Source organism: Lactobacillus huangpiensis, from assembly GCF_019972815.1.
Lineage (GTDB): Bacteria > Bacillota > Bacilli > Lactobacillales > Lactobacillaceae > Lactobacillus > Lactobacillus huangpiensis.
In genome coordinates this window covers 58,835-82,784 of the sequence record NZ_BPPA01000014.1, presented here as the reverse complement: position 1 = coordinate 82,784, position 23,950 = coordinate 58,835, and the positions used below count along the sequence as shown (strand labels likewise).

Here is a 23,950-nt window from a genome sequence, read left to right as displayed (position 1 = left end):
CCCGATCAAATATCGAAATCGTGCATTGAGTCTTGCGTAATATTAAAATGTCTAACTTTTTAGTTGCACTTCATTTTAGGAGGGCTTTTTATATTTTACTGATAGAAAAGGTTTGTAACGACAGCTTGTATGACCAAATTTCTTTTGTTAATATTATTAATAAATTATAAATTAATTAAATCAGCTGTAAAAAACTATTTATTATCTTAATGATAGTTTAGGAGGCCAAAATGTACCATTATTTCAAAAAACATGCATTCTTAATTATAGTAGCCTGTTTATTACTACTAGTTAATTCAATATTGCAGGTTTTGGCTGCTACCAAAATGGCTGTACTCGCAAATTATCTTATTGCGGGTAAAATTGCCTCCTTTATTAAAATGTTAGTCATTATATTTATGCTCTGGTTTTTAACATTTATTGTTTCCTTTTTTGAAAATTATATTCAAGAAACCGCAACGCAGGATATTCTAAGTGATATTCGCAATGACATTGTTACCAGTTTAATTAAACTTCCTCAAAATAAATTTAAAGAAAATCCAGTTGATTATTATGAGTCTTACTTGCAAAATGATGTCAATTTAATTCAAAAAGAGGGCTTAAATACCTTTTTTCTAATTGTACGTTTTAGCGGTAATGCGATTTTTGCTTTAGCAGCACTATATCTTTATAGTTATATTCTTTTTCTTGCTGCAATTATTTTTGTTTTGATAATTGTCTTAGTTCCGCGTTTTTGTAAAAAGTTTCTAACTACAGGAGTTGCTAGGATTTCTCAGGCAAATGAAAAATTTTTAAAATTTACAAGCAGCGGTTTGCACGGTTATGATACTTTATATGCCTTTAATGTTCTCAGCGAAATAAAGAAATTAGTAGCTGCTGGTTCACAATCACTAAAAGAGGCGAATGTACATAACACTGTTAGACGTTCAGCTGTTGATATTATAACTGGTGTGATTAATATAGGCAGTCAACTGCTTATTTTAGGAATTACCGGAATTCTGCATTTTCAAGGAAAAATCAGTGCTGGGGCTATTTTGGCCACTGCCGAATTAGCTACTAAAGTGTTCGACTCAGCAGGTATTATTAACCGTTATTTTGCCCAACTTCTTTCTACATCAAGTATCTTTGCCAAGTTTAATAATTTGAAAGAAAAAAGTAAAAATAAGGTTGAAAAATTTGATAAGACAACTTTTCCTCTGGATTTTAGAACTTTGGAATTTCGCAATGTTTCTTTTGCATATCCTCAAGCAAAAGAAGAAATACTGCATAATTTTTCTTTTACTTTTAAAAAAGGAGATTTTTATAAGCTGAATGGTGTGTCGGGACGAGGAAAGTCGACCTTATTGAAGCTGATTACTGGTCAACTAAAGCCCAGCCGGGGAAAAATACTGCTTAATGGAGTTGATATTAATGCCATACCGCGAGGCATAATTAATTCGTTGATTGTTTATATGCCACAGGCAGTTACAATTTTTCCGCGCTCAATTGATTATAATATTTTGCTCGGTCGCAACTATAATGAAAAAACTCTAGACTTAGTAAAGAAAGATTTTAATATTAGCGATGAATGGCAATTTGATTCTCTTTCGGGTGGGCAGGAGCAGCGTGTTGCATTGGCTAGGCTGATTGATACTAAAGGTAAAATAATTTTGCTTGATGAAAGTTTTTCCAGTATTGACTTGAAAACAGCGCAAGAATTATTACAAAAATTACTTAAAAGAGTTGAAACAGTAATAGTAGTTTCACATCGAAATGAGGAAATTGCTCAATTCAATTTTAAAATTTTATCACTAGATTAGGGAGGACTTTCAAAAAATAAAAAAGTTACCAGCAAAATCAGTCTGTTTTACTGGTAACTATTTAATTAAAGTTAACATTATATTTACGGCCAATAGGTGGAAAAGTTGGCAATCTTAGCGGAGTTGTATGCCACTGAGTGAAAAGCGTAGCACATAATAAAATAAATGGAACATCTTCAGGCCGCTCAACTTCACAGATCAGGACTACTCCTTCATTTTGTATAACGGTTTTAACTGTGGCAACTTTTTTAATTCCAGAGAGAAATTTATAACTGCCCTTTTTTATGCTGCCGGTTACTATGTAATTTAACCTTGTGATATAGAAAAGATTAGCTACTTTATTGTTTAGTCTTTTAACCTTTACTAATGAGTGGTTAACAACATCAATTGTATATGAAGAAATAATTCCATTGCCGTCAGTATAAAGTCGACCAATTTCTTTACCGGTATACTTTTTTAGATAGAGGGTATGGTTAGGATTATCTAAATTGCCTTGAATAATATACTGAATTTTATTGTTTTCATTTGCTACAGGTATTTGACCATATTCCTGTTTTTGAGTTAATTCCAATAAGTAGCGCATCTAAGCACCTCTATTCTTTAGCGTTATTTTTAATAAATTTTCTTAATATGTAAGCAACTCCATTATCATTATTTGATTTAGTTTTGACCTGTGCCAACTTTTTGATTGTCGGTATTGCGTTTGCCATGGCCACGCCGGTTCCAGCGTCTTTAATCATACTGGCGTCATTTAAATTATCTCCGATAGCAGCCACCTCTTCACGTTTAAGACCTTTCTTTTTGGCATAATCAAGAAGTGCAGGTCCTTTTTGAGCTTTAATATCATTAATCTCAATGTTAGCAGCAGAACTTGAAGTAACAACGACATTTCCTAATGCATTGATTTCTTTTTTAGCTTTAGCAAAGGCAGATTGTCCGTGAGCATCAAATGCAATGATCTTCATTATTTCAATTTTATCGTTAGCTAATAATTGATCAAGATTATCAACTAAAGTCATACTTAACATTGCATCACTACCAGCAGCTGTGGCAACAGCCTTTTTAAAAGTAACACCTGGATTAAGTATCATTAATGCTCGAGCAAGATTAACTACACGTTTACTAATATCACTTGAATATATTTTATCAGTAGTTACTAATTCAAAGTATATATTATTTTCTTTAAGAATTTTTGAAATTGCGCTCGCTTTATCATTAGGCAATTTATGTTTAACTTTTAAATTATTGTCGGCATCGTAGACTAAGGCGCCATTAATATTGATAAAGCCAGTCTTAAGGCCATATTTCTCAATGGTTCTGCGAGATTGGCGTGGTGTTCGTCCTGTTGCCACTAAAAATTCAATACCGTTTCTTTGTGCTGCACGAATTGCAGCTACATTTTCTTCTGAAATAGCCATATCGCTATTAAAAAGAGTTCCGTCTAAATCACAAGCTACTAATTTAATCAATGGTAAAATTACTCCTCCTCCAAGCTTGATAAACATTTTGGTACTTATCATATTACTATATATGAAGAAAACCTTACTTTTAATTTTGTTGAACTTGGGTAAAAAGTAAGAAGAAATTAAAAGTACCAATTTGATTCACTTTGATAATTAATTTCATGATAACATAAAAGTTAGAGAAAGAGAGGCTGTTGAAGTAATGAAAAAGTTTATAGGTAATGACTGGGATAAAATTTTGGCTCCTGTTTTCGAAAGTGAAAAGTATCAGCAATTACATGAATTCTTAAAAAAAGAATATGCCACCAAAAAAATTTATCCAGACATGTATCATATTTTTACTGCTTTTAAATTAACTTCGTTTGCAAATACAAAAGTTGTAATATTAGGGCAAGATCCATATCATAATCCTGGTCAGGCAACAGGGATGAGCTTTTCGGTTAATCCGGGGGTAAAATTGCCTCCTTCTCTTCAAAATATCTATAAGGAACTTTATGATGATGTTGGTTGCAGACCAGTTAATCATGGTTATTTAAAAAAATGGGCAGATCAAGGTGTTTTACTATTAAATGCCGTTTTAACAGTCCCTTATGGTCACGCTAATGGTCATCAGGGAAAAGGCTGGGAAGACGTTACTGATGCTGCTATTAAGGCTCTTAGTGATCGCGGTAAGGTAGTTTTTATATTATGGGGACGCTATGCTCAAAATAAAATCGTTTTAATTGACCAGAATAAAAATTTTGTGATTAAATCAGCTCATCCAAGTCCATATTCTGCGGATAGAGGATTTTTTGGATCGAGGCCTTTTTCACGTTGCAATGAAGCACTGAAAAACTTTAACGAAATTCCAATTGATTGGCAATTGCCCGCAAATATAACAAAAGAAGATTTAGCATAGGTAGGAAGTAAATGAGCGTTTTTGATTTATTAAAAAATAAAGTAAAAAAAACAGAAAAAAATATTCAAATAGTCTTTCCTGAAGCAAGTGATTCCCGCATTTTAAAAGCTGCTAGTAAATTGTCACTTGAAAAGGTTGTCACACCGGTTTTATTGGGGAACCAGGAAAAAATTATCGACTTAATTCAAAAGGAAAATTTAGATTTTGAAGATTTGAAAATAGTAAATCCTGGTAATTATGAAAATAAAAAAGTTATGATTCAGAGTTTTGTTAAAGCACGCGGAAAAGATATTCCACAGAGTGAAGTTGAAGAAACACTGAAAGACCGAAATTATTTTGGCACTATGCTGGTAGAAATGGATGAAGCTGACGGTATGGTTTCAGGAGCTGCCCATTCAACAGCTGCAACTGTCAGACCTGCTTTACAGTTAATTCATACGTCAAAGGGAATGAAACGAGTTTCTGGCAGTTTTATTATGGAAAGAAAAGACGAAAAGTATGTCTTTGCTGACTGTGCAATTAATTTGGATCCGGATAGTGAAACTTTGGCTGAGATTGCGTACCAGTCAGTTAAAACTGCCCAAATGATTGATATTGATCCTAAAGTAGCATTTCTAAGTTTTTCAACTAAAGGCTCAGCTAAGGGTGAGATGGTTACTAAAGTAAAACAGGCTGCTGAAATTTTTAAAAATAACCATCCTGAAATTTTGGCAGATGGTGAATTGCAATTTGATGCAGCCTTTGTGCCTGATGTAGCTGCAAAAAAAGCATCTGATTCTCCTTTAAAAGGCCAGGCCAATGTTTTTATATTTCCTGAACTACAGTCTGGGAATATTTCCTATAAATTAGCTCAAAGACTAGGAAATTTCACCGCTATTGGTCCGATTTTGCAAGGACTTCGTAAGCCTGTTAATGACCTATCGCGCGGAGCAAGTACTCAGGATGTGTATAATATTGCCATATTGACTGCTGCACAGGTATTACTAAGGAATGAAGAAAATGAAGCTTAATGTCAATTCAGCGCAACAAATGCAGGATTTAGGTCGAGTTATTGCTCAGACTGCCCAGGCACATGATCTATTGTTATTAAATGGTGATCTTGGAGCTGGAAAAACGACGCTCACTCAAGGAATTGGCAGAGCACTGGGAATTAAGCGACCGGTCAAAAGTCCTACATTTACAATTGTCCGCGAATATCCTGAGGCCAGGTTGCCATTGTATCATATGGATTTTTATCGCTTGGAAGATGATGATTTATCTTCGATTGATTTGAATGCATATTTGGCTGAACCCGGTATAGTGGTGATTGAATGGCCAGAAATTGTGCAGGAACAATTGCCAGAAACTTTTCTAGAAATCACTATTAAGCGTGTTGATGATAGTTGGGATTCTACTAAGCGAATAGTTGAATTTGATGCAAAGGGTGCAAGAAACAAACAGTGGTCTAAAAGTATTTTGCAATTATTAAATTAAAAAACAGGTCTTTTATAATGTGACCCAGAATTTTTCAGATTTTAGGGTTATGTTATTAGGTCCTGTTTTTTCTATTATATTTGGTAAACCAAGTTTTTCAATGCGTCGTCGCCGTATTGCTCATCCTGAACTATTAATATACCTGCACATGCCTCACTGTCACTTAATGCATTATGATGGTGCCAAAGTTCAACGTTAAGAGCTTTTGAAACTGTGTCAAGTCTGTGGTTTGGCAACTTAGGTTCAAGCAATTTACTGGTTTGCAACGTATCAATGACAAAATAGTGTGGTTCTTGTATGTCATAACGGGCTAAACTCTGTCGCATCACATTTGTGTCAAAACGGGCATTGTGAGCAGTTACTAACATTCCTGGCTGATACAAATCTTTTATTTTAGGCCATACCTCTGCCATTGTAGGAGCATCTTTGACATCTTCAGCAGTTATATCGTGAATTTGAATATTACGTGCATCAAAAGGCATTTGGGGATTAATGACCGTATAAAATCGATCTACGATCTGGTTGTTGCGAACCATTACTAAAGCAAGTGAACAAGCACTTTCTGGATGCCGGTTGGCAGTTTCAAAATCCATCGCAATAAAATTCATTTTCTCACCTTTAAATTTTAATTTTAGTATAACATATGATGAAGCAATTAACTGAATGCGGTAAAATAGAAAAAGATTAGACAAAGGGGATTTTTGATTTGAAATTATCAGATTTAACCAAAAATGGCATAGAAATAAAGAGGCAGGTTCCGCTTAGTAAATATACATTTACAAAAACTGGGGGACCAGCTGAGTTTCTTGCATTTCCACGAAATGAAAGTGAGCTAAAAAACTTAGTAATTGCCGCACATAATAACAATATTCCCTTGACTATAATAGGAAATGCTTCCAATTTAATAATTCGTGATGGTGGTATCTCAGGTATAGTCCTAATTTTAACCAAAATGAATCAAATTAAAGTTGATAAAAACAAAGTTATTGCTCAAGCGGGAGCGACTATTGTCGAAACCGCATTTACAGCAGCCCATCATGGTCTTAGTGGTTTAGAATTTGCTGCTGGGATACCTGGCAGTGTCGGAGGTGCTGTGTTCATGAATGCTGGTGCCTATGGAGGTGAAACTAGCAGCGTTATTGAAAGTGTCAGGGTAATGACGCGTTCTGGCAACTTTAAAAATTATTCTCAGTCGGAAATGAAGTTTTCTTACCGTCATTCTTTGGTTCAAGAGAATGGCGACATTGTATTAGAAGCAGTTTTTGCATTAAAAAAATCTGCAAAAACCCGCATTCTGGCGGATATGAATTATTTAAATGCTTTGCGTCAATATAAACAACCACTGGAATACCCTTCTTGTGGCAGTGTTTTCAAACGGCCAACTGGTCATTATGTAGGTCCTATGATTATTCAAGCCGGTTTACAAGGAAAACAAATTGGTGGTGCTCAAGACTCTACAAAGCATGCTGGTTTTATAGTGAATAAGGGTAATGCCACTGCAACTGACTATCTTGACCTGATTCATTTGATTCAAGAAAAAATCAAAACGAAATTTGGTCTGGATTTACACACTGAAGTTAGAATTATTGGTAAACCTAATGATTAACCCGAAAAAATTATTAAGTTTGTCTATGATAGAAGGGAGTATTTATGCAGACTAATGGAGCACACATTTTTACATGGGGAAACTTTTCAATAATTCTTGATGTTCTGATTATTTGGTTTGTGGTTTACCACCTGGTTATTTTGATCAGAGGAACCAAGGCTGTTCAGTTAGCCAAAGGAATTGTCTTGATTTTTATTGTTCGTATCCTTGCTGGCATTTTTCAGTTACACACAACGATCTGGCTTATTGATCAAATAGTTTCATGGTCAGTTGTTGGGATAATAGTAATTTTTCAGCCAGAAATTAGACGAGGTCTCGAACATTTAGGTCGCTTGCCAATTTTTGGTGGTCGAGAAGAAAGTGCCCGTACTGAATCAATTCAATTTATTAATGAACTTGATAAAGCTATTCAATATATGTCGAAAAGAAGAATAGGTGCGTTAATTACTATTCAACAAGAAACCGGCTTGGAAGACTATATTGAAACTGGGATTAAGCTTAACGCCGATGTTACCGGAGAACTGCTGATTAATATTTTTATTCCTAATACTCCCTTACATGATGGTGCAGTTATTATTAATAAAGATCACCAAATTGCAGTGGCGGCAGCTTATTTACCTTTGTCCGATAATAGTATGATTCCTAAGAGACTAGGAACCCGTCATCGCGCAGCTGTTGGTATTTCAGAAGTGACTGATGCAATTACCATTGTCGTTTCAGAAGAAACAGGTGGGGTAACGATCACACGTAATGGTCGCTTTTTAGTTGACATGACACGAGATGAATACTTAAAGTACCTTAATGCAGAACTGGTTCCCAAGAAAAGTGATAACGACAAATGGTATCAAAAAATTATACGTAAGATATGGAAATGGGGTGCCGATCGATGAAAGAGTTTTGGAAAAAATCATGGTTTATCCGGTTAGTTTCCCTTTTAATTGCTGTTTTACTGGTAATTTATGTTAATTCTACCCAGGAAGGATTTTTGTCTCAGGGACAGACTGATAAAACCAAGCAGACTGCAAATAAAACTCAAACTATTAAAGTTCCCTTACAAGTTTCTGTAGATACAGACAAATTTTATGTTGTGGGTTATCCTGAAAAAGTAAGCGTTACCCTTGAAGGATCCACTGCATTGGTTACATCAACTATCAATACCCAAAATTTCAGGGCATATATCGATCTAACGAAAAAAAGCATTGGTCAACACAATGTTAGAGTACATGTAAACGGTATTAATAAGCAGATTTCCTATTCTGTTAATCCACGTAGCGTTGAAGTTAATATTCAACGGCGAAAGTCCACCACTATGCCCATACAAATAGAGTATAATAAGAGTGCAGTTGGACAGGGTTATCAGTTGGGACACTCCAGTGTATACCCACAACAAGTAGAGGTTACTGGAGCTCGTTCCGAGGTTGATCAGATTGATCAAATAATTGCCAAAGTTGTTCTACCTAATGGAATCGATCACACTTATGAACGTCAAGTAAGTTTAATAGCTGAAGATCGTAAGGGCAGACAACTTAACGTTGTGATTGATCCAGCTACAGCCAAAGTGACAATTCCCATTACCACTTCTAAAAAAGCAGTTAAAATAAAGCTGAAGCCTGAACATGAAAAAACAGATAAAGTGTATTCGCTTACTGTAAAAAATAAGTATGTTACGTTATATGGTAATGAAAAAGATTTAGCAAAAATTAAAAATCTAGTGGTTCCTGTTGATATAGGTTCGGTTACTTCTACTACAACTAAGACTATTACTCTTGATTTACCTGATGGTATTGTTAAGTCTAATCCAACGCAAATTGCTGTAGAAGTAAAAGTAGATAATGCAAACGATTCAAAAGGAAAAAATAATTAAGATAGAGAGGTTGTTTACTAATGTTAAAATATTTTGGCACTGATGGAGTTCGTGGAGTGGCTAATCAAGACCTGTCACCAGAATTGGCATTTAAATTGGGTCGTGACGGTGGATATGTCTTAACCAAAAATAAAGCCAAAGAAGAACAGGCTAAAGTTTTAGTCTCACGTGATACAAGAATCTCTGGCCAAATGTTGGAATATGCTTTGATATCAGGTCTTTTATCTGTTGGAATTGAAGTCTTGGAAGTCGGAGTAATAACTACCCCTGGCTTGTCATATTTAGTGCGTGCCCAAGGAGCTGATGCAGGTGTACAAATTTCTGCTTCCCACAATCCTGTCGAAGATAATGGTATTAAGTTTTTTGGTAGTGATGGCTTGAAGTTATCTGATGAAATGGAAGGGGAAATTGAACAACTAATTGATGCATCTGAGGACAAATTGCCTAGACCTTCTGCTAAAGGTTTGGGGTCTGTCACTGATTTTCATGAAGGCAGTGCAAAGTATTTACAATTTATCGAAAATACAATTCCTGAAGATCTTAGCGGCATCAAAGTCGTTATTGATGGTGCCAACGGTGCTTCCAGCAGCTTGATTTCCCGGTTATTTGCTGATTGTGGCGTTGATTTCACTACTATTGCTATTAATCCCAATGGCTTGAATATTAATGATCATGTTGGTGCCACACATACTAAAAAACTACAGGAAGAAGTGGTTAAACAGGGTGCTCAACTTGGTCTAGCCTTTGATGGGGATGCAGACCGTTGTATCGCTGTCGATGAAAACGGTCATGAAGTTGATGGGGATCATATCATGTATATTCTTGGAAGCTACATGGAAGATGGTGGTCGACTAAAAAAGGACACCATTGTCACTACTGTAATGAGCAACCTTGGTTTTACGAAGGCACTACAAAGGCGTGGGATTAAAAATGTTCGTACTCAAGTTGGCGACAGGTATGTTTCAGAAGAAATGAGAGCAAATGGCTATAACTTAGGTGGGGAGCAGTCTGGTCATGTTATTATGAGTGATTATCATAATACTGGTGACGGGATGTTGACTGGCTTGCATCTAATGTTAGTAATGAAAAAAACAGGCAAAACTTTAACAGAATTGTTAACTGACTTTAAAGAATATCCTCAGTGCTTAGTAAATGTTCCGGTTAAAGATAAGAATTCTTGGAAAAATCATGAACCGATTATGAATGTAATAAAAGAAGTTGAAAGTGATATGGGAGATGAGGGAAGAGTATTAGTTCGTCCTTCAGGAACTCAGTCGCTTCTGCGGGTAATGGCTGAAGGTCCTACTCAAGAAGAAACAGATGCTTACGTTAAGAGAATAACTGATGTAGTTGAAGCGGAAATGGGCGTATAAATAAATTAGCCCCACTGTGTTTTTGACCTAAAAAACAGGTAAACAATAATAAGACCCCCAAATTTACAACAAATTTGGGGGTCTTATTCTATTTTTTTTACATCTTTTTCTATATTGGCTGGCGTTACATCTGCTGCTGTATTAGTTGGTTTTAAATGCTCGCCAAAGAGATATTTAGCAGTTGAAACTTTTACAAAATCACAGTTTAACACTGATGAAGGTGAATCTAAAACTTCATAAAAGAGTTCTGCTTTTTATCTGACGACTCATGCTTGTTCAAAGTATTTAACTGTTCTCAGTTTAAAATTTTCATCATTTATTTTTGCCCTCTTTTTGTGTTAGCAACAGTAGTTTCACGTTAAAGTATAGACCAATTATAAAAATATAGCTTGACCAATTGCTTTAAAAAAGCTAATATTCCATACGTGAGTTGAATTATTTAATTAGTCCAAAATTATATTATTGTACTAGACCAAAGGAGAAATATATGTGTGGAATTGTTGGAATTGTTGGAAAATCTGCTAGGGAAATTGTTATAAACGGATTGTCTAAGCTTGAATATCGTGGTTATGATTCGGCTGGAATTTATCTAAATAATTTAGCTGGAAAAGAATTTTTAACTAAAACAGCCGGTCGTATTCAGGATTTAAAAAATAAAATGACACCTGATGAACAAGGATTAGTTGGAATTGGGCATACTCGTTGGGCTACTCATGGAAAACCAACTGAAAATAATGCTCATCCCCAATTTGATGAAACTGAGCGCTTTTATTTGGTTCACAATGGTGTAATTGAAAACTACCAGGAATTAAAAAAGCAATACCTTGGAGATGTTTCTTTTAAGTCTGACACCGATACTGAAGTGATAGTTCAATTAATTAGTAAGTTTGCTCGTGAAAAAAACGAAGATGCTTTTACGGCTTTAAAGCAAGCATTGCAATTAATAAAAGGATCTTATGCCCTTTTATTGGTAGATAATCAAAATCCTGACCATATTTTTATTGCTAAAAATAAATCTCCTTTGATGCTTGGACTTGGTAATGACTTTAATGTTATTGCATCCGATGCACTATCTGTATTAGATCAAACTAAAACTTTTGTCGATTTACAGGATGGAGAAGTCGGAGATATTACTAAAAGTGGATATCAGCTTGAAACTATTGCAGGTCAAAAGGTTGATCATCAGCACTATGAGTTAAATATTGATGAAAGTGCTGCTTCTAAAGGCACTTATGAGTTTTATATGCTTAAAGAAATCTGTGAACAACCTACTGTTTTACGCCACTTAGATCAATATTATCTTGATCAAAATGGTGATCCTAAAGTAGATGCTAAAATTATTAATGCTTTATCAAAGGCAGACAGACTTTATATCTTTGCTGCTGGTACAAGTTACCATGCGGGTTTAGTTGGCAAACAACTTTTTGAAAAGTTGACTAAAATTCCAACTGAAGTTGGATTTGCATCAGAAGCAGGATATCATTTTCCTATGATGTCAAAGCACCCATTCTTTATTTTCCTATCCCAGTCCGGCGAAACTGCAGACTCACGAGTTGTGCTGCAACAAGCAATAAAAAGGAACATACCTAGTTTAACTTTAACGAATGTTCCTAACTCTACTTTGGCGCGCGAAGCTAATTATGCCATGTCGCTTGAAGCAGGGCCCGAAATAGCTGTTGCCTCAACTAAGGCGTATACAGCTCAAGTTGCAGTTCAAGCTATTGTAGCTAAAGCTTTGGGCGAGAAATTAGGAAATAAAGACGCTACGGCGTTTGATTTAAAAGAGAATTTTGCTTTGGCTGCTGAAGGAATTGAACAGGTAATTTCCAGTCAGGCAAAAATCGAGCAGCTAGCTCAGAAATATATTATACCAAGTCGCAATGCTTTTTATATCGGCAGGGGAATCGATTATCCAGTTGCTTTAGAAGCGGCATTAAAACTTAAAGAAGTTTCTTATATCCAAACTGAAGGTTTTGCGGCAGCAGAACTAAAGCACGGGACAATTTCATTGATTGAAAAGGGTACACCTGTCATTGCATTGATTAATGATCCGATTACAGCGGACCTCATGCGTGGCAATATTCAAGAAGTGATTGCTCGCGGAGCTAACGTTATCACAATAGTTCGTAAATCATTAGCTAAAACAAATGATGACCTGGTTTTGCCAGAAGTAAATTATTATTTATCTCCTCTTGTTAGTGTAGTGGCAGCACAGCTTTTTGCTTATTTTGCAGCAAAAGATAAAGGTTTGGATGTGGACAAACCGCGCAACTTAGCTAAGAGCGTAACGGTAGAGTAATATTTTAAATCATCTTTTTTAACAAAAATTTTTATTTAAAACAGAATAATTCTTGAAAAAGTCGTAAGTAATTACGACTTTTTGTATAATAAAGAAAATAGTGAAAATGTGCAGGAGGATATTATTTTGGCAATAAAGTTGATTGCGGTTGATCTAGATGGCACTTTGCTGACAACTACAAAGCAGATTTTACCGGAAACTGAACGGGTTCTTAAGCAGGCAGATAGCCAGGGAATTAAAATTGTTTTGGCTTCAGGAAGACCTTTATCTGGTGTAAAGGAATTTAATAAGCTATTAGGTTTGGAGGGTAAAAAACAGTATGATATTGTTTTTAATGGTGCTGTAATTCAGGATCTGGCAGGAAACATATTAATGAATGAAGAAATGAATTATCGTGACTTTACTAATATGCGAAAACTGCAAAGATTGGCACATGTTAACCTTCACTTTGAAACTCCTGAGTGTTACTGGACTTGTGATCGTAATATAGGTGTTAATCTGGCGAGGAATGCTACCTTTACAAATAATGTGCTTAAAGTACGTAAAGCTGAAGAAATAACACAAGACTTTACTTTTAATAAAGTGGGGCTTAGCGTACTTGATGATGAGCGAGAAGTTGATAAATTGTGGAATAATATTCCTCAGTGGGCTTTTGCAAAATATGATATTGTTCGTAGTTTTTCAAGCATCATTGAAATTAATATTAAAGACGCTTCCAAGGGAAATGCTGTTTTGCAATTGGCAGAAAGATTAAAAATTAAGCCAAGCCAAATTATGGTAATTGGCGATCAAGGCAATGATATTTCCATGTTTACGAATCCTGACTTTATGAAAATTGCCATGGGTAATGCAATTGAAGAAATAAAAGATTATGCAAATTATGTGACAGAAGACAATGATCATGATGGAATTGCGAAAGCAATAAAAAAGTTCGTTCTGTAGTAAAATAAAGTTGAGTTGATTATTATGGTAGAAAAAAATAGAGAACATAATATTTCCGAAGCTGAGTGGGAAGTTATGAGAATAGTGTGGACTTTAGGAGAAATTCACACTGGAGAAGTGATTCAGCAGCTGCAGGCAAAAAAGAATTGGTCTGAATCTACAATCAAAACTTTAATGGGACGTTTGGTCAAAAAGGGTTTGTTAAAAACTCATAAAGATGGTCGCCGTTTTGTTTATTCTGCTACTGTTACTCAAATCGAAATGATGATTGAGGTCACAAAAGAAATGATGAGTCATATGTGTGATATGCATAAAGGTCAGGTAATGATAGCTATTCTTAAAGATATGCCTCTTGCTCAGGGTGACATTGCTAAAATAGAAAAAGAACTTGCTTGTAAAAAAGAGAGTGCTCCCGAAATGGTTAATTGTAACTGTTTAGCTTCGGGTCAACATGACTGTTAGATTAAATAGTTAATATTATTGTGGGAGGTCAATTTAATGAAAAAATTTGCTAGTATTTTATTCCGCCTGATTTTTACTGCGACAGTTTGTATTTCTGGCTTTCTGCTACTGGAATCTCCAATAACTGTTAATGTGCAAAATGTTCGTGGCATGGCACAAACTGTAATTAAAAAAAGCGTAAATGATACTGGTGATTCAAGACTAAAAGGTACTCTAAAATTGGCTAAGGATTTTGGTGTTGAAGACAAAATTTTAGAACAGTTACCCAAAAAATATCATAATGATATGTCTTATGTTAGTCTATATAATCTCGGTGTTACTTATCAAGAAAATGGAGAAGTATCTGCTAAGAATTTGTCTTTCCCAGAAAATAATGAAGTACAAAAAGCTGTAAGCAATCTGCTGCTAAATAAAATTAACAATGGTTTAGATGAAAACAAGGATAAAGTTAACCAAACTATTAGTATTTTTCATTATTGTCTTTTTGCAACAATATTAGTTTTTATTCTAGCTGCTTTGTTGATGTTATTTGGTAAATATTGGGCTTCAATTATTTTATTAGTTGCGTCCATAGGATCATTTGGAGCACTACAGTTTTTAGCAAATCAATTAGTTCAATGGCTACAGAACAATGTTGTCAGTGGAATTTCATTAACTACTTCTCCGATTTTGTGGGCCGGGTTAGCCTTAGGGATAATTGCTGCAATTATTTGGCCTTTAATTTTAAAATTAACTAAAAAGCAGTAGTAATTAATTTATAATTCAACTAAAGTATTAGCCGAATATTGATCGGTTAATACTTTTTTGCATTTAAATCCATTATTTATATTTAAAAAATCTATGCTAAAATTGACTATGATAGTTTGAATATAGGAATAAAGGATAATTTATGTATTACTTTTTAGATAATAGATTAGATGCGAATAGTTCGGGAATAGAGCACGCAGAAGTCAAAAGATTAATGCTCTTCAAACGCAATCACGTTAAGGCAAAAATAGTGACATCAGAATATAACCGGTTTGCTCATCGTAATTTACCTTTGTATAACATGACAGATGATGATTATGTCAATAAGTTCGACTTTTTTGCCGGCACAGTAAAATTTACTAGTCGTATTGTAACTATAAAAGAGTTGCCGATTCCGAGTGATAATAATGTGAAACAAATTGACAATGGTTATGAAGTCTATGAAGGTCAACGTAAAACAATGACCGTTAATATGTTGCCTAATGGCAGCATTGATACAATAAAATATTTTAATGCTGATGTCCACTGTATTAAGCAGGAATTTTACGATACACGCGGATTTAAGAGTATGACCCAAATTTATGATACAGTTGACGGTCATTTGATTTATGAATTGTTCTTTCGTCCAAATAATACCATTTACTATGAAATCTCATATGAAAGAAAACCAAATGTCTATCCAGCTACTAACATTCAAATGACAGACACTAATGGCAATGTCCACTCACTAATGAATAATGGTCAAGCCTTTACCATTATGCTTGATGAATTGAACGAACAAGATGGGGATGAAAGATCAACATTTATTTCGGACCGTAGCAATATTACTAATGTACCAATGATTAATATGAAGACGCCTGCCAGAAAAATTGAGCATTTTCACAGTATTCATTTTAGAGATTACTGGGATCCTACTTCACCTCTTACCTACAACTCAATTTCTAATAATGAGCTACTTAGTAAAACCGATTTAGTAATTACTCCTACAAAACAACAAGCTGATGACATGCGTAAAAGGCTGAGGACGCAAGTACCAATCGTTGCTATTCCTGTTGGAATAGTGCCAGATGAGCAGCTACATGCTGAACATATACCAATGAGTGAGCGTACAAAAGGTAAAATAATAGTAGTGGCTAGAATATTTTATGAAAAACGGATTGATGATGCCATCAAAGCTTTCAATCAGGCTTATCAAAATAACGACTCGTTGACTTTAGACATTTATGGTTACGGAAATGGCGCTGATAATTTCAAGGAAGAAAAAAAGTTAAAAAAATTAGTGCAGGACCTGGGTTTGGAAGATGTAGTCAATTTTATGGGTTATGCGAAAGATATGAATTATATTTATGATGATGCGCAGCTTGCTGTTGTTACTTCCCGGTATGAGGGCTTTAACCTTTCTGTACCTGAAGCTCAATCTCACGGGGTTCCAGTAGCTTCATATAATATTAATTATGGAGTAGAGGATTTAATCGCTGACGGCCAGAGTGGCTTTATCGTACCAAATGGCCATATAGATGATTTAGCTGCCAAAATTACTGAATTTTTTGCCAGTCCTAAAATACGCAGGAAACTGAACGATGGTGCATATGAAAATGCTAAGCGTTTTTCAAGCGAAAGTGTTTGGCGCTACTGGCAAAAATATGTGATTGATAAAGATAAGTAAATATTTTTAAAAATACCCACCTTGAAATTCAAGGTGGGTTTTTCTTTCTTTTAAATTTATTGCATTTCAAAAAAATGTGAGTTACTATGGTTAATTAGTTAGCTTGCTAACTAAATTTTAGGAGGAATTTGAATGCAAAGAAAATTAGATGCAAAATTAATTTGTTCAATTTTCGCAGCCGGATTAATGTCTTTTTCAGGTGTGCTAATTGAAACAGCGGGAAACGTTACTTTTCCTGTTTTAATGAATGATTTTCATGTTAATATGGCTACCGTACAGTGGATGACAACTGGTTATTTGTTAGTTGCTTCTATTATTATGCCATTATCTGCATATTTAAAACGAAATTTTAGTTCAAGAAAACTTTTTGTGACAGCCGCTACCTTATTTATTTGTGGTTTAGTAATTGATGCAGTAGCAAATCAATTTATTTTTCTGGTACTTGGTCGTGTCATCCAAGGAGCAGGTGCAGGAATAGCTATTCCATTAATGTTTAATATTATTTTGGAACGGACACCATTAGATAAAATTGGATTGCTTATGGGAATAGGAACAATGATTACAGCGGTCGCTCCGGCTTTAGGCCCAACTTTTGGTGGATTAGTCGTCAACACCTTAGGTTGGCGCTACATATTTATTTTTATCATTCCTGTAATGATTATTTCTCTGCTAATGGGTATAGCTTCAATTAATGATGAATCCAAAAAAATTTCACATACTCAACTCGATACAGCAGGATTTCTGAGTATTGCTTTAACATTCATAGGTTTTATTTTTGCCTTTAGCAATTTGTCTACCATATTACAAAAACCATTAATGTTCATTTTGCCTCTGGCAGTTGGTGTTATTTGTTTAATTATTTTTATCAAGCATTCATTAAATACCGCTACTCCGTTAATTAATATTAGAGTTTTTAAAAACACTAAATTTACTCAAGGCATAACAGCCTATTTTATTTTTCAAGTCAATACTTTAGGATTGTCGTTTATCTTGCCTAATTATGTTCAAATTGTTAATCATTCTACAGCAATGACTGCAGGTCTTCTGCTTTTAACCGGTGGACTTGTTGGAGCGGTGCTCTCACCAATTAGTGGCAGATTGCTCGACAATTACGGTCCTAGAAAGCCAATTATGACTGGTGCTTTTTTTGAAATAATAGGCGGCATTCTTTATTGTTTATTTGCTTCCTCACTGTCATCTGGCAAAATTATTTTGTTCTATGCTATTACTATGATGGGTATAGGCCTGGTAATGGGGGACACAATGACTGCTTCCATTGGTCAACTAGATGAAAAAGAAAATACAGATGGAAATGGGCTGTTCAATATGGCACAGCAATTTGCTGGAGCTGTCGGCACGGCAATTATTTCAGCTATTATGCAATTTGTAGAACAGATGAGTAGTCAAAGCTCTACTACTGGAAAATACATTGAAGCTGCTCAGGTAGGTTTTATTTTTATTCTTATTATTGTTCTTGTTGGTGTATACTTACTTTATCAAGCTACAAAATCGGTAAAAACAAAGGAATAGAGTAAGATTAATGAACAGATTAGGATTAGCCTTACAGCGTGTACAAAATACATTTAATCGTAATGCTGATTACTATGCCAGAAAAATTGGCTTAACTGGAACACAGATGTTGATCATTGAATATTTGGCTTCATTTGCCCAAAACAAGTCAATTTATCAGAAGGATATTGAGCATGAATTTAACATTAGGAAGTCTACTGCTACTAATGTATTACGCTTAATGGAAGAAAAAGACTTAATTACCAAAAAAGTTGATCAACATGATACACGATTAAAGGCAATAATCCTAACTGAGAAAGCTGTCAAGCTAAGACCGAAAATAACTAATTATTTTGTCAATTCTGAGAATAGTTATGCCGAAATTTTAGGAACTGATACAAAAAAAGAATTGGTAAAAAATCTACAGAAGCTGAATGAAGCCATATCTGAAAAATAGATCAAAAAAATAGTTATTGCTTTCATGCAATAACTATTTTTTAATTTAAATTTTTATCTTTCGTAATTAGGTGCTTTTTTTGTAATTTGAACATCATGTGGATGAGATTCTCTTAAACCAGCATTGGTAATCTTCACAAATTGAGCATTTTCACGTAATTCATCAATAGTAGCTGCACCCACATAACCCATGCCTGAACGCAAACCACCAATAATTTGGAAAATAATATCAGAAACATCACCTTTATATTCCACTCGTGCTTCTACACCTTCAGGTACCAATTTATTAGCTTCATTGACACCACCTTGGAAATATCTGTCAGAGGATCCATGGGCTTGAGCCATTGCTCCGACAGATCCCATACCACGATAGGTTTTATATTTTTGACCATCGCTTTCAAACACTTCACCGGGTGCTTCAGTTGTACCTGACAACATACTTCCAAGCATGACCGCATTTCCGCCCGCAGCCAGTGCCTTAACTATATCTCCTGAGTACTTCATTCCACCATCTGCAATTATTGGTTTGTGGTATTCTCTGGCAGCAGTAGCGGCATCATAAATTGCAGTAATTTGCGGAACTCCGACACCAGCAACGACACGGGTAGTACAAATGGAGCCAGGACCAATACCTACTTTAACAATGTCAACTCCAGAATCGAAAAGAGCTCTAGCAGCATCTCCAGTTGCAATGTTTCCGGCTATTAACGTAACATGAGGAAAATGATCCCTAATTTCTTTGATTTTACGCAAAACACCAGCTGAATGACCGTGAGCAGTATCAATGACAATTGCATCAGCACCCTTTTCGATAAGTGCTTCAGCACGTTCAAATGTATCACTTGTGACTCCAATAGCAGCAGCAACAAGCAGGTGATTGTTGTCATCGACAGCTGCTTTGGTAATGTTAGATGGAACAACAACATTTTTGACGTTTGCAACTTCGCCAGCTTGGGCAGTGATGGACATGTTTTTATGGATAACGCCTAAACCACCTTGCAAAGCAATTGCTATTGCCATTGCGCCTTCAGTTACGGTGTCCATTCCAGCACTAATAATAGGAATATTAAGTTTCAGGTTAGGCGCTAATTGAGTATGAAGATCCACTTCATTTGGCAATACATGGCTTTCCGCTGGAATCAATAACACATCGTCAAACGTTAAGCCCTCTTTAACAAATTTTGTTGTCCAATTTGACATTTAATGCACTCTCCTTTTCAAAAATATTAAAGTTAAATTGATTACACTTTACTAGTGATTTTAACCTTGGTCAAGATAAAATTATAGATCGTATTGTTAAAATTATAATATTACTACCGAAGTATTTCAATGTAAAAATCGAACAAAATAACAATATCAATAGATATTGTAAGTAATAAATAAAAATGTTATGATTTTTAATATTGATTTGTAGCTATATAAAAGCTTTGATGATAAAGAAGGTAATTAGATTTCGCTTAAAATGTTCGTATTTATAGTGATTTTGTTAAGGAGAAAAAGATGATCCAAAAATTATCTCGTAAGTTTGTTGACGGATTGCCTAAGGCTGAACTGCATGTTCATATAGAGGGAACACTAGAAGCAGAAATGGAATTTGCCATCGCCAAGAGAAACCAGATTGATATCGGTGCTAAAACTCCAGCGGATATTGACAGAAATTATGGAGTAGGATTGCCGGAATTTCTAAAGGCATACTATAAAGGGATGCAGGTCTTGCGGACTAAGCAAGATTTCTATGATTTAACTGCAGCTTTTTTGCGCAAAGAAGCTGACAGCAATGTTAAGCACCTTGAATTGTTTTTTGATCCTCAAGCTCATACTAGTCGGGGCATCCCTTTTGCTACAGTAATTGAAGGCATTCATGAAGCGATTGTTGATGCAGCATCATTAGACATTGATGTACAGTTAATAATGTGCTTTTTAAGAGAGTATTCACAAGAATCAGCAATGCAAACTTTAAAAGAAGCTGAGCCATATCATAAAAAAGGCTGGATATTAGGTGTTGGTCTTGATTCAGATGAACATCATAACCCACCGTTGAAGTTTATGCTGGTTTTTGCTAAGGCCCGAGCTCAAGGTTACTATTTAACAATGCATTGTGATCTACACCAAGTTGATTCAGGCGATCATATTAAACAAGCTTTAGAAATTATCACGGTAGATCGTTTGGATCATGGCTTAAATATAGTTGAAAATGCGGATTTAATGGCATTTTTAATAGACCAAAAAATTGGTATTACAGCATGTCCCATGGCTTATTTTTACACCCGCAAAGTTATGGAACAAGAGGCCATTAATAAGCTTTTTAATAGCGGTGCACTGATTAGTTTTAATTCCGATGATCCGGCTTATAAGGGTAGTAATTATATTAATGATGTTTACTATAAATTTGCCCAAAAGTGCGATTGGAGTGAAAAAGAACTGATTCGAATAGCACAAAATTCATTTAAAACATCTTGGATCAGTCAGCAGGAAAAAGAAAGCTATCTTTCCCAAATAGATGAATATATCTCAAGTAAAAGGTGATATTTCTAAATAGAAAATATATTTTGTGCCAAAAATTAAATTATATTTAAAAACTGTTAAAAATGTGGTAGAATTTATCTAATTGTTGCTGATTTAAAAACTATAAGTAATAAGGTTAAACCAATGACAGTTTCTAAATGTATGATGATAGGTGTTCAAAACTTAAAGCAATTTTGTAAAAAGGATTGTCCTTTTTAAAAATTGCTTTTTTGTGCTGGCTAGATAACTAAATGAGGTCAAAAATGAACGAAAATGCGATTGAAGTTCATAATCTTTCTAAGGATTATTTTATTAGCAGCAGGGGTGAAAACTGGCGTGCAGTTGTTAAAAATATTTTTAAGCCTGAAAAGACGGCAGTGCAAGCAGTAAAATCGCTCAATTTTACTATCAAGAACGGTGAAAAAGTTGGCTTTATTGGCAAAAATGGGGCAGGTAAGACCACGACCATTAAGATGCTGACTGGAACTTTGTTTCCAACAGCTGGAACTTGCAGAGTAAATGGCTATGATCCTACAAAAAGGATAAATGATTTCAAAAAGTCAATCTCAGTCGTTATGGGAAATAGATCGCAACTTTTTCCTGATTTAACCCCTAGAGATTATTTGAAATTATTGCAGTCAATGTACGATATACCGGAAGAAATTTTTCAAAAAACGGTCAATGATCTGGCTCAAATATTGAATGTAACTTCAAAATTAGATGTACAAACCCGCAAATTATCACTGGGAGAACGAATGAAAGTAGAATTTCTGGCCGGCGTAGCGACTAGACCAAAAATACTCTTTTTAGATGAACCGACTATTGGCTTAGACGTTTTGGCAAAAAGGGATATACGCAAGTTTTTGTTAAGGCTGAATCAGGAAGAAAAATTGACTGTCTTTCTTACCTCTCATGATATGGAAGATATTGCCACTATCTGTGATCACCTGATAATTGTAAATAGCGGTCAGATAATGTGGGATGGACCAAAAACAGATTTATTAGAGAGATTTAATCAGAATAAATATATTACTTTTATTAAATCGGAGAACTTCAACGAAAGTAAATTGGGCGCCAAGATTATTGATCAGGATGATTTGACCGTGACAATTAAAGTTCATGTAGAAAAGGTAGATGACCAAATCGCTCAGTTGGCACGGGATAATCAAGGCTCCGACTATCAAATAAATGACCTGAAGCTTGAAGATATTATCTTAGAGCTATTTGCTGAGGAGAAAGAAAAATGATAAAAACCTATTTTTCAGTAAGCAAGATCTCATTGAAGTCTATATTAGCCAATAAGAGCAGCGTCATAATTTTGCTTCTGCAAGCACTGGTACCAAGTTTAGTGATGTTTTATTTGTGGTCATTAATATTGAATCATGGTCAAACTATTGGTGGTTTTAGCAAAAATCAAATGGTAATTTATTATATTGGGGTTAATTTTATTAATTCTTTTGTATGGTATGCAGTTGACTGGGAATTGAATGATGATATCCATTCAGGAGAATTGTCTAATATCATACATAGACCAATTACAATTGAAAAATATTATTTTGCTAAAATGCTGGGCGATAGACTGGCAAATTTAATTTTGCTTGCTCCGATTTTAATTATTGGATTTATCTATATAGTTGCGCGTAATTTAATTCATATTTCTTTACTCGTGCTACTTGAATTTGCATTTAGTTTAATTATGGCAGCCATATTATGGTTTCTTTTTTCTTATATTATTGGTAGTGTAGCTTACTGGTTTGACAATCTTTTCTTTGTTTTACTGGTAAAAGAAGTTGTAGTCAACCTGCTGGCAGGTTTTTACTTTCCTTTAGAAATTTTGCCGCCTTTTTTGGTAAAAATAATTAAACTACTGCCATTTCAGTATTTCAGCTCTTTTCCAATTGATACGCTTGTTAAAGCATTATCATTAAATATATGGCTTAAAAACACATTCATTGAAATTGTATGGATGATAGTTTTTTATTTAATAGTAAAAATAGTTAATAAAGAAGGGCTTCAGAGATACTCTGATGTAATGGGTTGATTATGAAAAGTAAACTTAAAGTAGTCAAATCGTTAATTAAAATTGCCTTATTGCAAACCATTAGTTTCAGGTTAGACACATTGTTTGGGATAATTTCTTCTATATTGTGGTTAGGCATTCCTATAGCTTTTTTTAAGGTAATTTATCTAAATGTTGATACTATCGGTGGTTGGACTTACAAAGAATGTCTGCTGTTGGTTGGCGTTTATACTATGCTTGACGGCTTATTAATGGCTTTCTTGGTAAAATCAATGCCTAAAATGGAAAAAGACATTAGAGAAGGAACCTTAGATTCAATTTTATTAAAACCAATTAACGCTAAGGTATATTACTTTTTTAGTGCAATTGAATTTACACAATTAATTAATTCGGTGCTGGGACTATTTGTAATTATTTATGCATGTCAGGGTATAAGTGTTAATATAGGCCAGGTGTTGTTCTTTTTGCTTTCTTGCGTCTTTGGCTGCATTTTATACTATTCTCTTTGGTATTTATGGACAATTTCGGCATTTTGGTTTCCAACAAATTTTGGCAGAAATGATTTATTTTTAAGTATGATACAAATGAGTCGCTACCCTGCAAGTATTTATCGGGGACTGGGTAATATTATTTTTAATTTCATCCTGCCTTTTGGACTAATTGCTTGTCCTGCTACAATTATTTTAATAAGGCCACGGCAATGGCAAATAATGTTATTGCAACTTTTGATAGCCTTAGTATTCTTATTTTTAGACCATTGGGTATGGAATTTCGGCTTGAGGAAATATAATGGAGCAGGTAGATAAAAAGAATTATGATTTTGAATTAAATACTTGCATAGCATTAGAGGTTTTTCTAAAATAATCCT

The 23,950-nt window shown here is 34.7% G+C and carries 23 protein-coding genes; 19 read left to right on the top strand and 4 right to left on the bottom strand.

Annotation, left to right across the window (positions count from 1 at the left end):
• Positions 1-230 precede the first annotated feature (230 nt).
• Complete coding sequence (locus LDM90_RS09245) at positions 231-1,799, top strand: ATP-binding cassette domain-containing protein (protein ID WP_223897024.1); 1,569 nt, start codon at positions 231-233, stop codon at positions 1,797-1,799.
• 61 nt (positions 1,800-1,860) lie between these two features.
• Here LDM90_RS09245 and LDM90_RS09240 read toward each other — a convergent pair whose 3' ends face one another.
• Together LDM90_RS09240 and LDM90_RS09235 are read right to left on the bottom strand one after the other, a co-directional pair.
• Positions 1,861-2,382, bottom strand: coding sequence for an LURP-one-related/scramblase family protein (locus tag LDM90_RS09240; protein ID WP_034977536.1), 522 nt, complete (start codon positions 2,380-2,382; stop codon positions 1,861-1,863).
• A gap of 10 nt (positions 2,383-2,392) precedes the next feature.
• Positions 2,393-3,268 (bottom strand): Cof-type HAD-IIB family hydrolase, encoded by an 876-nt coding sequence (locus LDM90_RS09235; protein WP_034977539.1) that lies wholly within the window; start codon positions 3,266-3,268, stop codon positions 2,393-2,395.
• 196 nt (positions 3,269-3,464) lie between these two features.
• Here LDM90_RS09235 and LDM90_RS09230 point away from each other — a divergent pair, with 196 nt between their 5' ends.
• Genes LDM90_RS09230 through tsaE form a run of 3 tightly spaced genes read left to right on the top strand, consistent with a single transcriptional unit; the run spans position 3,465 to position 5,633 of the window.
• Entirely contained in the window at positions 3,465-4,160 is a 696-nt protein-coding gene (locus LDM90_RS09230) for a uracil-DNA glycosylase (protein WP_034977541.1), read from the top strand.
• 11 nt (positions 4,161-4,171) lie between these two features.
• On the top strand, positions 4,172-5,170 hold the full coding sequence (pta, locus tag LDM90_RS09225) for a phosphate acetyltransferase (RefSeq protein ID WP_198213709.1): 999 nt from the start codon (positions 4,172-4,174) through the stop codon (positions 5,168-5,170).
• The gene (tsaE, locus tag LDM90_RS09220) at positions 5,160-5,633 is read left to right on the top strand and encodes a tRNA (adenosine(37)-N6)-threonylcarbamoyltransferase complex ATPase subunit type 1 TsaE (RefSeq protein WP_198213711.1); all 474 of its coding nucleotides are present in this window, start codon (positions 5,160-5,162) and stop codon (positions 5,631-5,633) included. The genes pta and tsaE overlap by 11 nt, the downstream gene beginning before the upstream one ends.
• Positions 5,634-5,707: 74 nt before the next feature.
• On the opposite strand, the gene LDM90_RS09215 is transcribed toward tsaE, so the two are convergent.
• Complete coding sequence (locus LDM90_RS09215; protein WP_223897021.1) at positions 5,708-6,241, bottom strand: 3'-5' exonuclease; 534 nt, start codon at positions 6,239-6,241, stop codon at positions 5,708-5,710.
• Positions 6,242-6,339: 98 nt separating this feature from the next.
• On the opposite strand from LDM90_RS09215, the gene murB reads away from it, so the two are divergent.
• From murB to LDM90_RS09160, 11 genes are all read left to right on the top strand, one after another.
• Positions 6,340-7,239 carry a UDP-N-acetylmuramate dehydrogenase gene (murB, locus tag LDM90_RS09210; protein ID WP_198213713.1) on the top strand — a complete coding sequence of 300 codons (900 nt, stop codon included), beginning with the start codon at positions 6,340-6,342 and terminating at the stop codon, positions 7,237-7,239.
• A 44-nt stretch (positions 7,240-7,283) separates the two neighbouring features.
• A complete protein-coding gene (gene cdaA, locus LDM90_RS09205; protein ID WP_198213715.1) occupies positions 7,284-8,129 on the top strand; it encodes a diadenylate cyclase CdaA in 846 nt (281 codons plus the stop codon).
• Positions 8,126-9,103, top strand: coding sequence for a CdaR family protein (locus tag LDM90_RS09200; RefSeq protein ID WP_223897019.1), 978 nt, complete (start codon positions 8,126-8,128; stop codon positions 9,101-9,103). The genes cdaA and LDM90_RS09200 overlap by 4 nt, the downstream gene beginning before the upstream one ends.
• Before the next feature lie 20 nt (positions 9,104-9,123).
• Positions 9,124-10,476 carry a phosphoglucosamine mutase gene (gene glmM, locus LDM90_RS09195; RefSeq protein ID WP_223897017.1) on the top strand — a complete coding sequence of 451 codons (1,353 nt, stop codon included), beginning with the start codon at positions 9,124-9,126 and terminating at the stop codon, positions 10,474-10,476.
• 487 nt (positions 10,477-10,963) lie between these two features.
• A complete protein-coding gene (gene glmS, locus LDM90_RS09190) occupies positions 10,964-12,775 on the top strand; it encodes a glutamine--fructose-6-phosphate transaminase (isomerizing) (protein WP_198213721.1) in 1,812 nt (603 codons plus the stop codon).
• 126 nt (positions 12,776-12,901) lie between these two features.
• Complete coding sequence (locus LDM90_RS09185; RefSeq protein ID WP_198213723.1) at positions 12,902-13,717, top strand: Cof-type HAD-IIB family hydrolase; 816 nt, start codon at positions 12,902-12,904, stop codon at positions 13,715-13,717.
• Between the two features lie 24 nt (positions 13,718-13,741).
• Positions 13,742-14,179: a CopY/TcrY family copper transport repressor gene (locus LDM90_RS09180; RefSeq protein ID WP_198213725.1), complete on the top strand. Its 438-nt coding sequence runs from the start codon at positions 13,742-13,744 to the stop codon at positions 14,177-14,179.
• A 36-nt stretch (positions 14,180-14,215) separates the two neighbouring features.
• Positions 14,216-14,926 (top strand): hypothetical protein, encoded by a 711-nt coding sequence (locus tag LDM90_RS09175; protein WP_198213727.1) that lies wholly within the window; start codon positions 14,216-14,218, stop codon positions 14,924-14,926.
• Positions 14,927-15,068: 142 nt separating this feature from the next.
• Positions 15,069-16,592 (top strand): glycosyltransferase, encoded by a 1,524-nt coding sequence (locus LDM90_RS09170; protein WP_223897016.1) that lies wholly within the window; start codon positions 15,069-15,071, stop codon positions 16,590-16,592.
• A gap of 132 nt (positions 16,593-16,724) precedes the next feature.
• Positions 16,725-18,122 carry a DHA2 family efflux MFS transporter permease subunit gene (locus LDM90_RS09165; RefSeq protein WP_034977580.1) on the top strand — a complete coding sequence of 466 codons (1,398 nt, stop codon included), beginning with the start codon at positions 16,725-16,727 and terminating at the stop codon, positions 18,120-18,122.
• A gap of 10 nt (positions 18,123-18,132) precedes the next feature.
• A complete protein-coding gene (locus LDM90_RS09160; RefSeq protein ID WP_198213733.1) occupies positions 18,133-18,558 on the top strand; it encodes a MarR family winged helix-turn-helix transcriptional regulator in 426 nt (141 codons plus the stop codon).
• Between the two features lie 53 nt (positions 18,559-18,611).
• Here the strand turns inward: LDM90_RS09160 and guaB are convergent, their stop codons facing one another.
• On the bottom strand, positions 18,612-19,757 hold the full coding sequence (gene guaB / locus LDM90_RS09155) for an IMP dehydrogenase (protein WP_198213735.1): 1,146 nt from the start codon (positions 19,755-19,757) through the stop codon (positions 18,612-18,614).
• Between the two features lie 300 nt (positions 19,758-20,057).
• On the opposite strand from guaB, the gene add reads away from it, so the two are divergent.
• From add to LDM90_RS09135, 4 genes are all read left to right on the top strand, one after another.
• Positions 20,058-21,083 (top strand): adenosine deaminase, encoded by a 1,026-nt coding sequence (gene add, locus LDM90_RS09150; protein ID WP_223897015.1) that lies wholly within the window; start codon positions 20,058-20,060, stop codon positions 21,081-21,083.
• Between the two features lie 242 nt (positions 21,084-21,325).
• Positions 21,326-22,309: an ABC transporter ATP-binding protein gene (locus tag LDM90_RS09145; RefSeq protein WP_223897014.1), complete on the top strand. Its 984-nt coding sequence runs from the start codon at positions 21,326-21,328 to the stop codon at positions 22,307-22,309.
• Positions 22,306-23,103, top strand: coding sequence for an ABC transporter permease (locus tag LDM90_RS09140; protein ID WP_223897013.1), 798 nt, complete (start codon positions 22,306-22,308; stop codon positions 23,101-23,103). Before LDM90_RS09145 ends, LDM90_RS09140 begins: the two co-directional genes overlap by 4 nt.
• Positions 23,104-23,105: 2 nt before the next feature.
• On the top strand, positions 23,106-23,888 hold the full coding sequence (locus tag LDM90_RS09135; RefSeq protein WP_223897012.1) for an ABC transporter permease: 783 nt from the start codon (positions 23,106-23,108) through the stop codon (positions 23,886-23,888).
• The last annotated feature ends 62 nt before the right edge of the window (positions 23,889-23,950 follow it).

Bases quoted from the DNA above. Each gene is read 5' to 3' on its own strand.
- cdaA (WP_198213715.1), top strand. From the start codon at position 7,284: ATGCAGACTAATGGAGCACACATTTTTACATGGGGAAACTTTTCAATA.
- LDM90_RS09230 (WP_034977541.1), top strand. From the start codon at position 3,465: ATGAAAAAGTTTATAGGTAATGACTGGGATAAAATTTTGGCTCCTGTT.
- LDM90_RS09200 (WP_223897019.1), top strand. From the start codon at position 8,126: ATGAAAGAGTTTTGGAAAAAATCATGGTTTATCCGGTTAGTTTCCCTT.
- LDM90_RS09175 (WP_198213727.1), top strand. From the start codon at position 14,216: ATGAAAAAATTTGCTAGTATTTTATTCCGCCTGATTTTTACTGCGACA.
- LDM90_RS09180 (WP_198213725.1), top strand. From the start codon at position 13,742: ATGGTAGAAAAAAATAGAGAACATAATATTTCCGAAGCTGAGTGGGAA.
- LDM90_RS09165 (WP_034977580.1), top strand. From the start codon at position 16,725: ATGCAAAGAAAATTAGATGCAAAATTAATTTGTTCAATTTTCGCAGCC.
- LDM90_RS09135 (WP_223897012.1), top strand. From the start codon at position 23,106: ATGAAAAGTAAACTTAAAGTAGTCAAATCGTTAATTAAAATTGCCTTA.
- glmS (WP_198213721.1), top strand. From the start codon at position 10,964: ATGTGTGGAATTGTTGGAATTGTTGGAAAATCTGCTAGGGAAATTGTT.
- LDM90_RS09245 (WP_223897024.1), top strand. From the start codon at position 231: ATGTACCATTATTTCAAAAAACATGCATTCTTAATTATAGTAGCCTGT.
- tsaE (WP_198213711.1), top strand. From the start codon at position 5,160: ATGAAGCTTAATGTCAATTCAGCGCAACAAATGCAGGATTTAGGTCGA.
- glmM (WP_223897017.1), top strand. From the start codon at position 9,124: ATGTTAAAATATTTTGGCACTGATGGAGTTCGTGGAGTGGCTAATCAA.
- LDM90_RS09145 (WP_223897014.1), top strand. From the start codon at position 21,326: ATGAACGAAAATGCGATTGAAGTTCATAATCTTTCTAAGGATTATTTT.
- LDM90_RS09140 (WP_223897013.1), top strand. From the start codon at position 22,306: ATGATAAAAACCTATTTTTCAGTAAGCAAGATCTCATTGAAGTCTATA.
- LDM90_RS09240 (WP_034977536.1), bottom strand. From the start codon at position 2,382: ATGCGCTACTTATTGGAATTAACTCAAAAACAGGAATATGGTCAAATA.
- LDM90_RS09170 (WP_223897016.1), top strand. From the start codon at position 15,069: ATGTATTACTTTTTAGATAATAGATTAGATGCGAATAGTTCGGGAATA.
- LDM90_RS09215 (WP_223897021.1), bottom strand. From the start codon at position 6,241: ATGAATTTTATTGCGATGGATTTTGAAACTGCCAACCGGCATCCAGAA.
- add (WP_223897015.1), top strand. From the start codon at position 20,058: ATGATCCAAAAATTATCTCGTAAGTTTGTTGACGGATTGCCTAAGGCT.
- LDM90_RS09160 (WP_198213733.1), top strand. From the start codon at position 18,133: ATGAACAGATTAGGATTAGCCTTACAGCGTGTACAAAATACATTTAAT.
- guaB (WP_198213735.1), bottom strand. From the start codon at position 19,757: ATGTCAAATTGGACAACAAAATTTGTTAAAGAGGGCTTAACGTTTGAC.
- pta (WP_198213709.1), top strand. From the start codon at position 4,172: ATGAGCGTTTTTGATTTATTAAAAAATAAAGTAAAAAAAACAGAAAAA.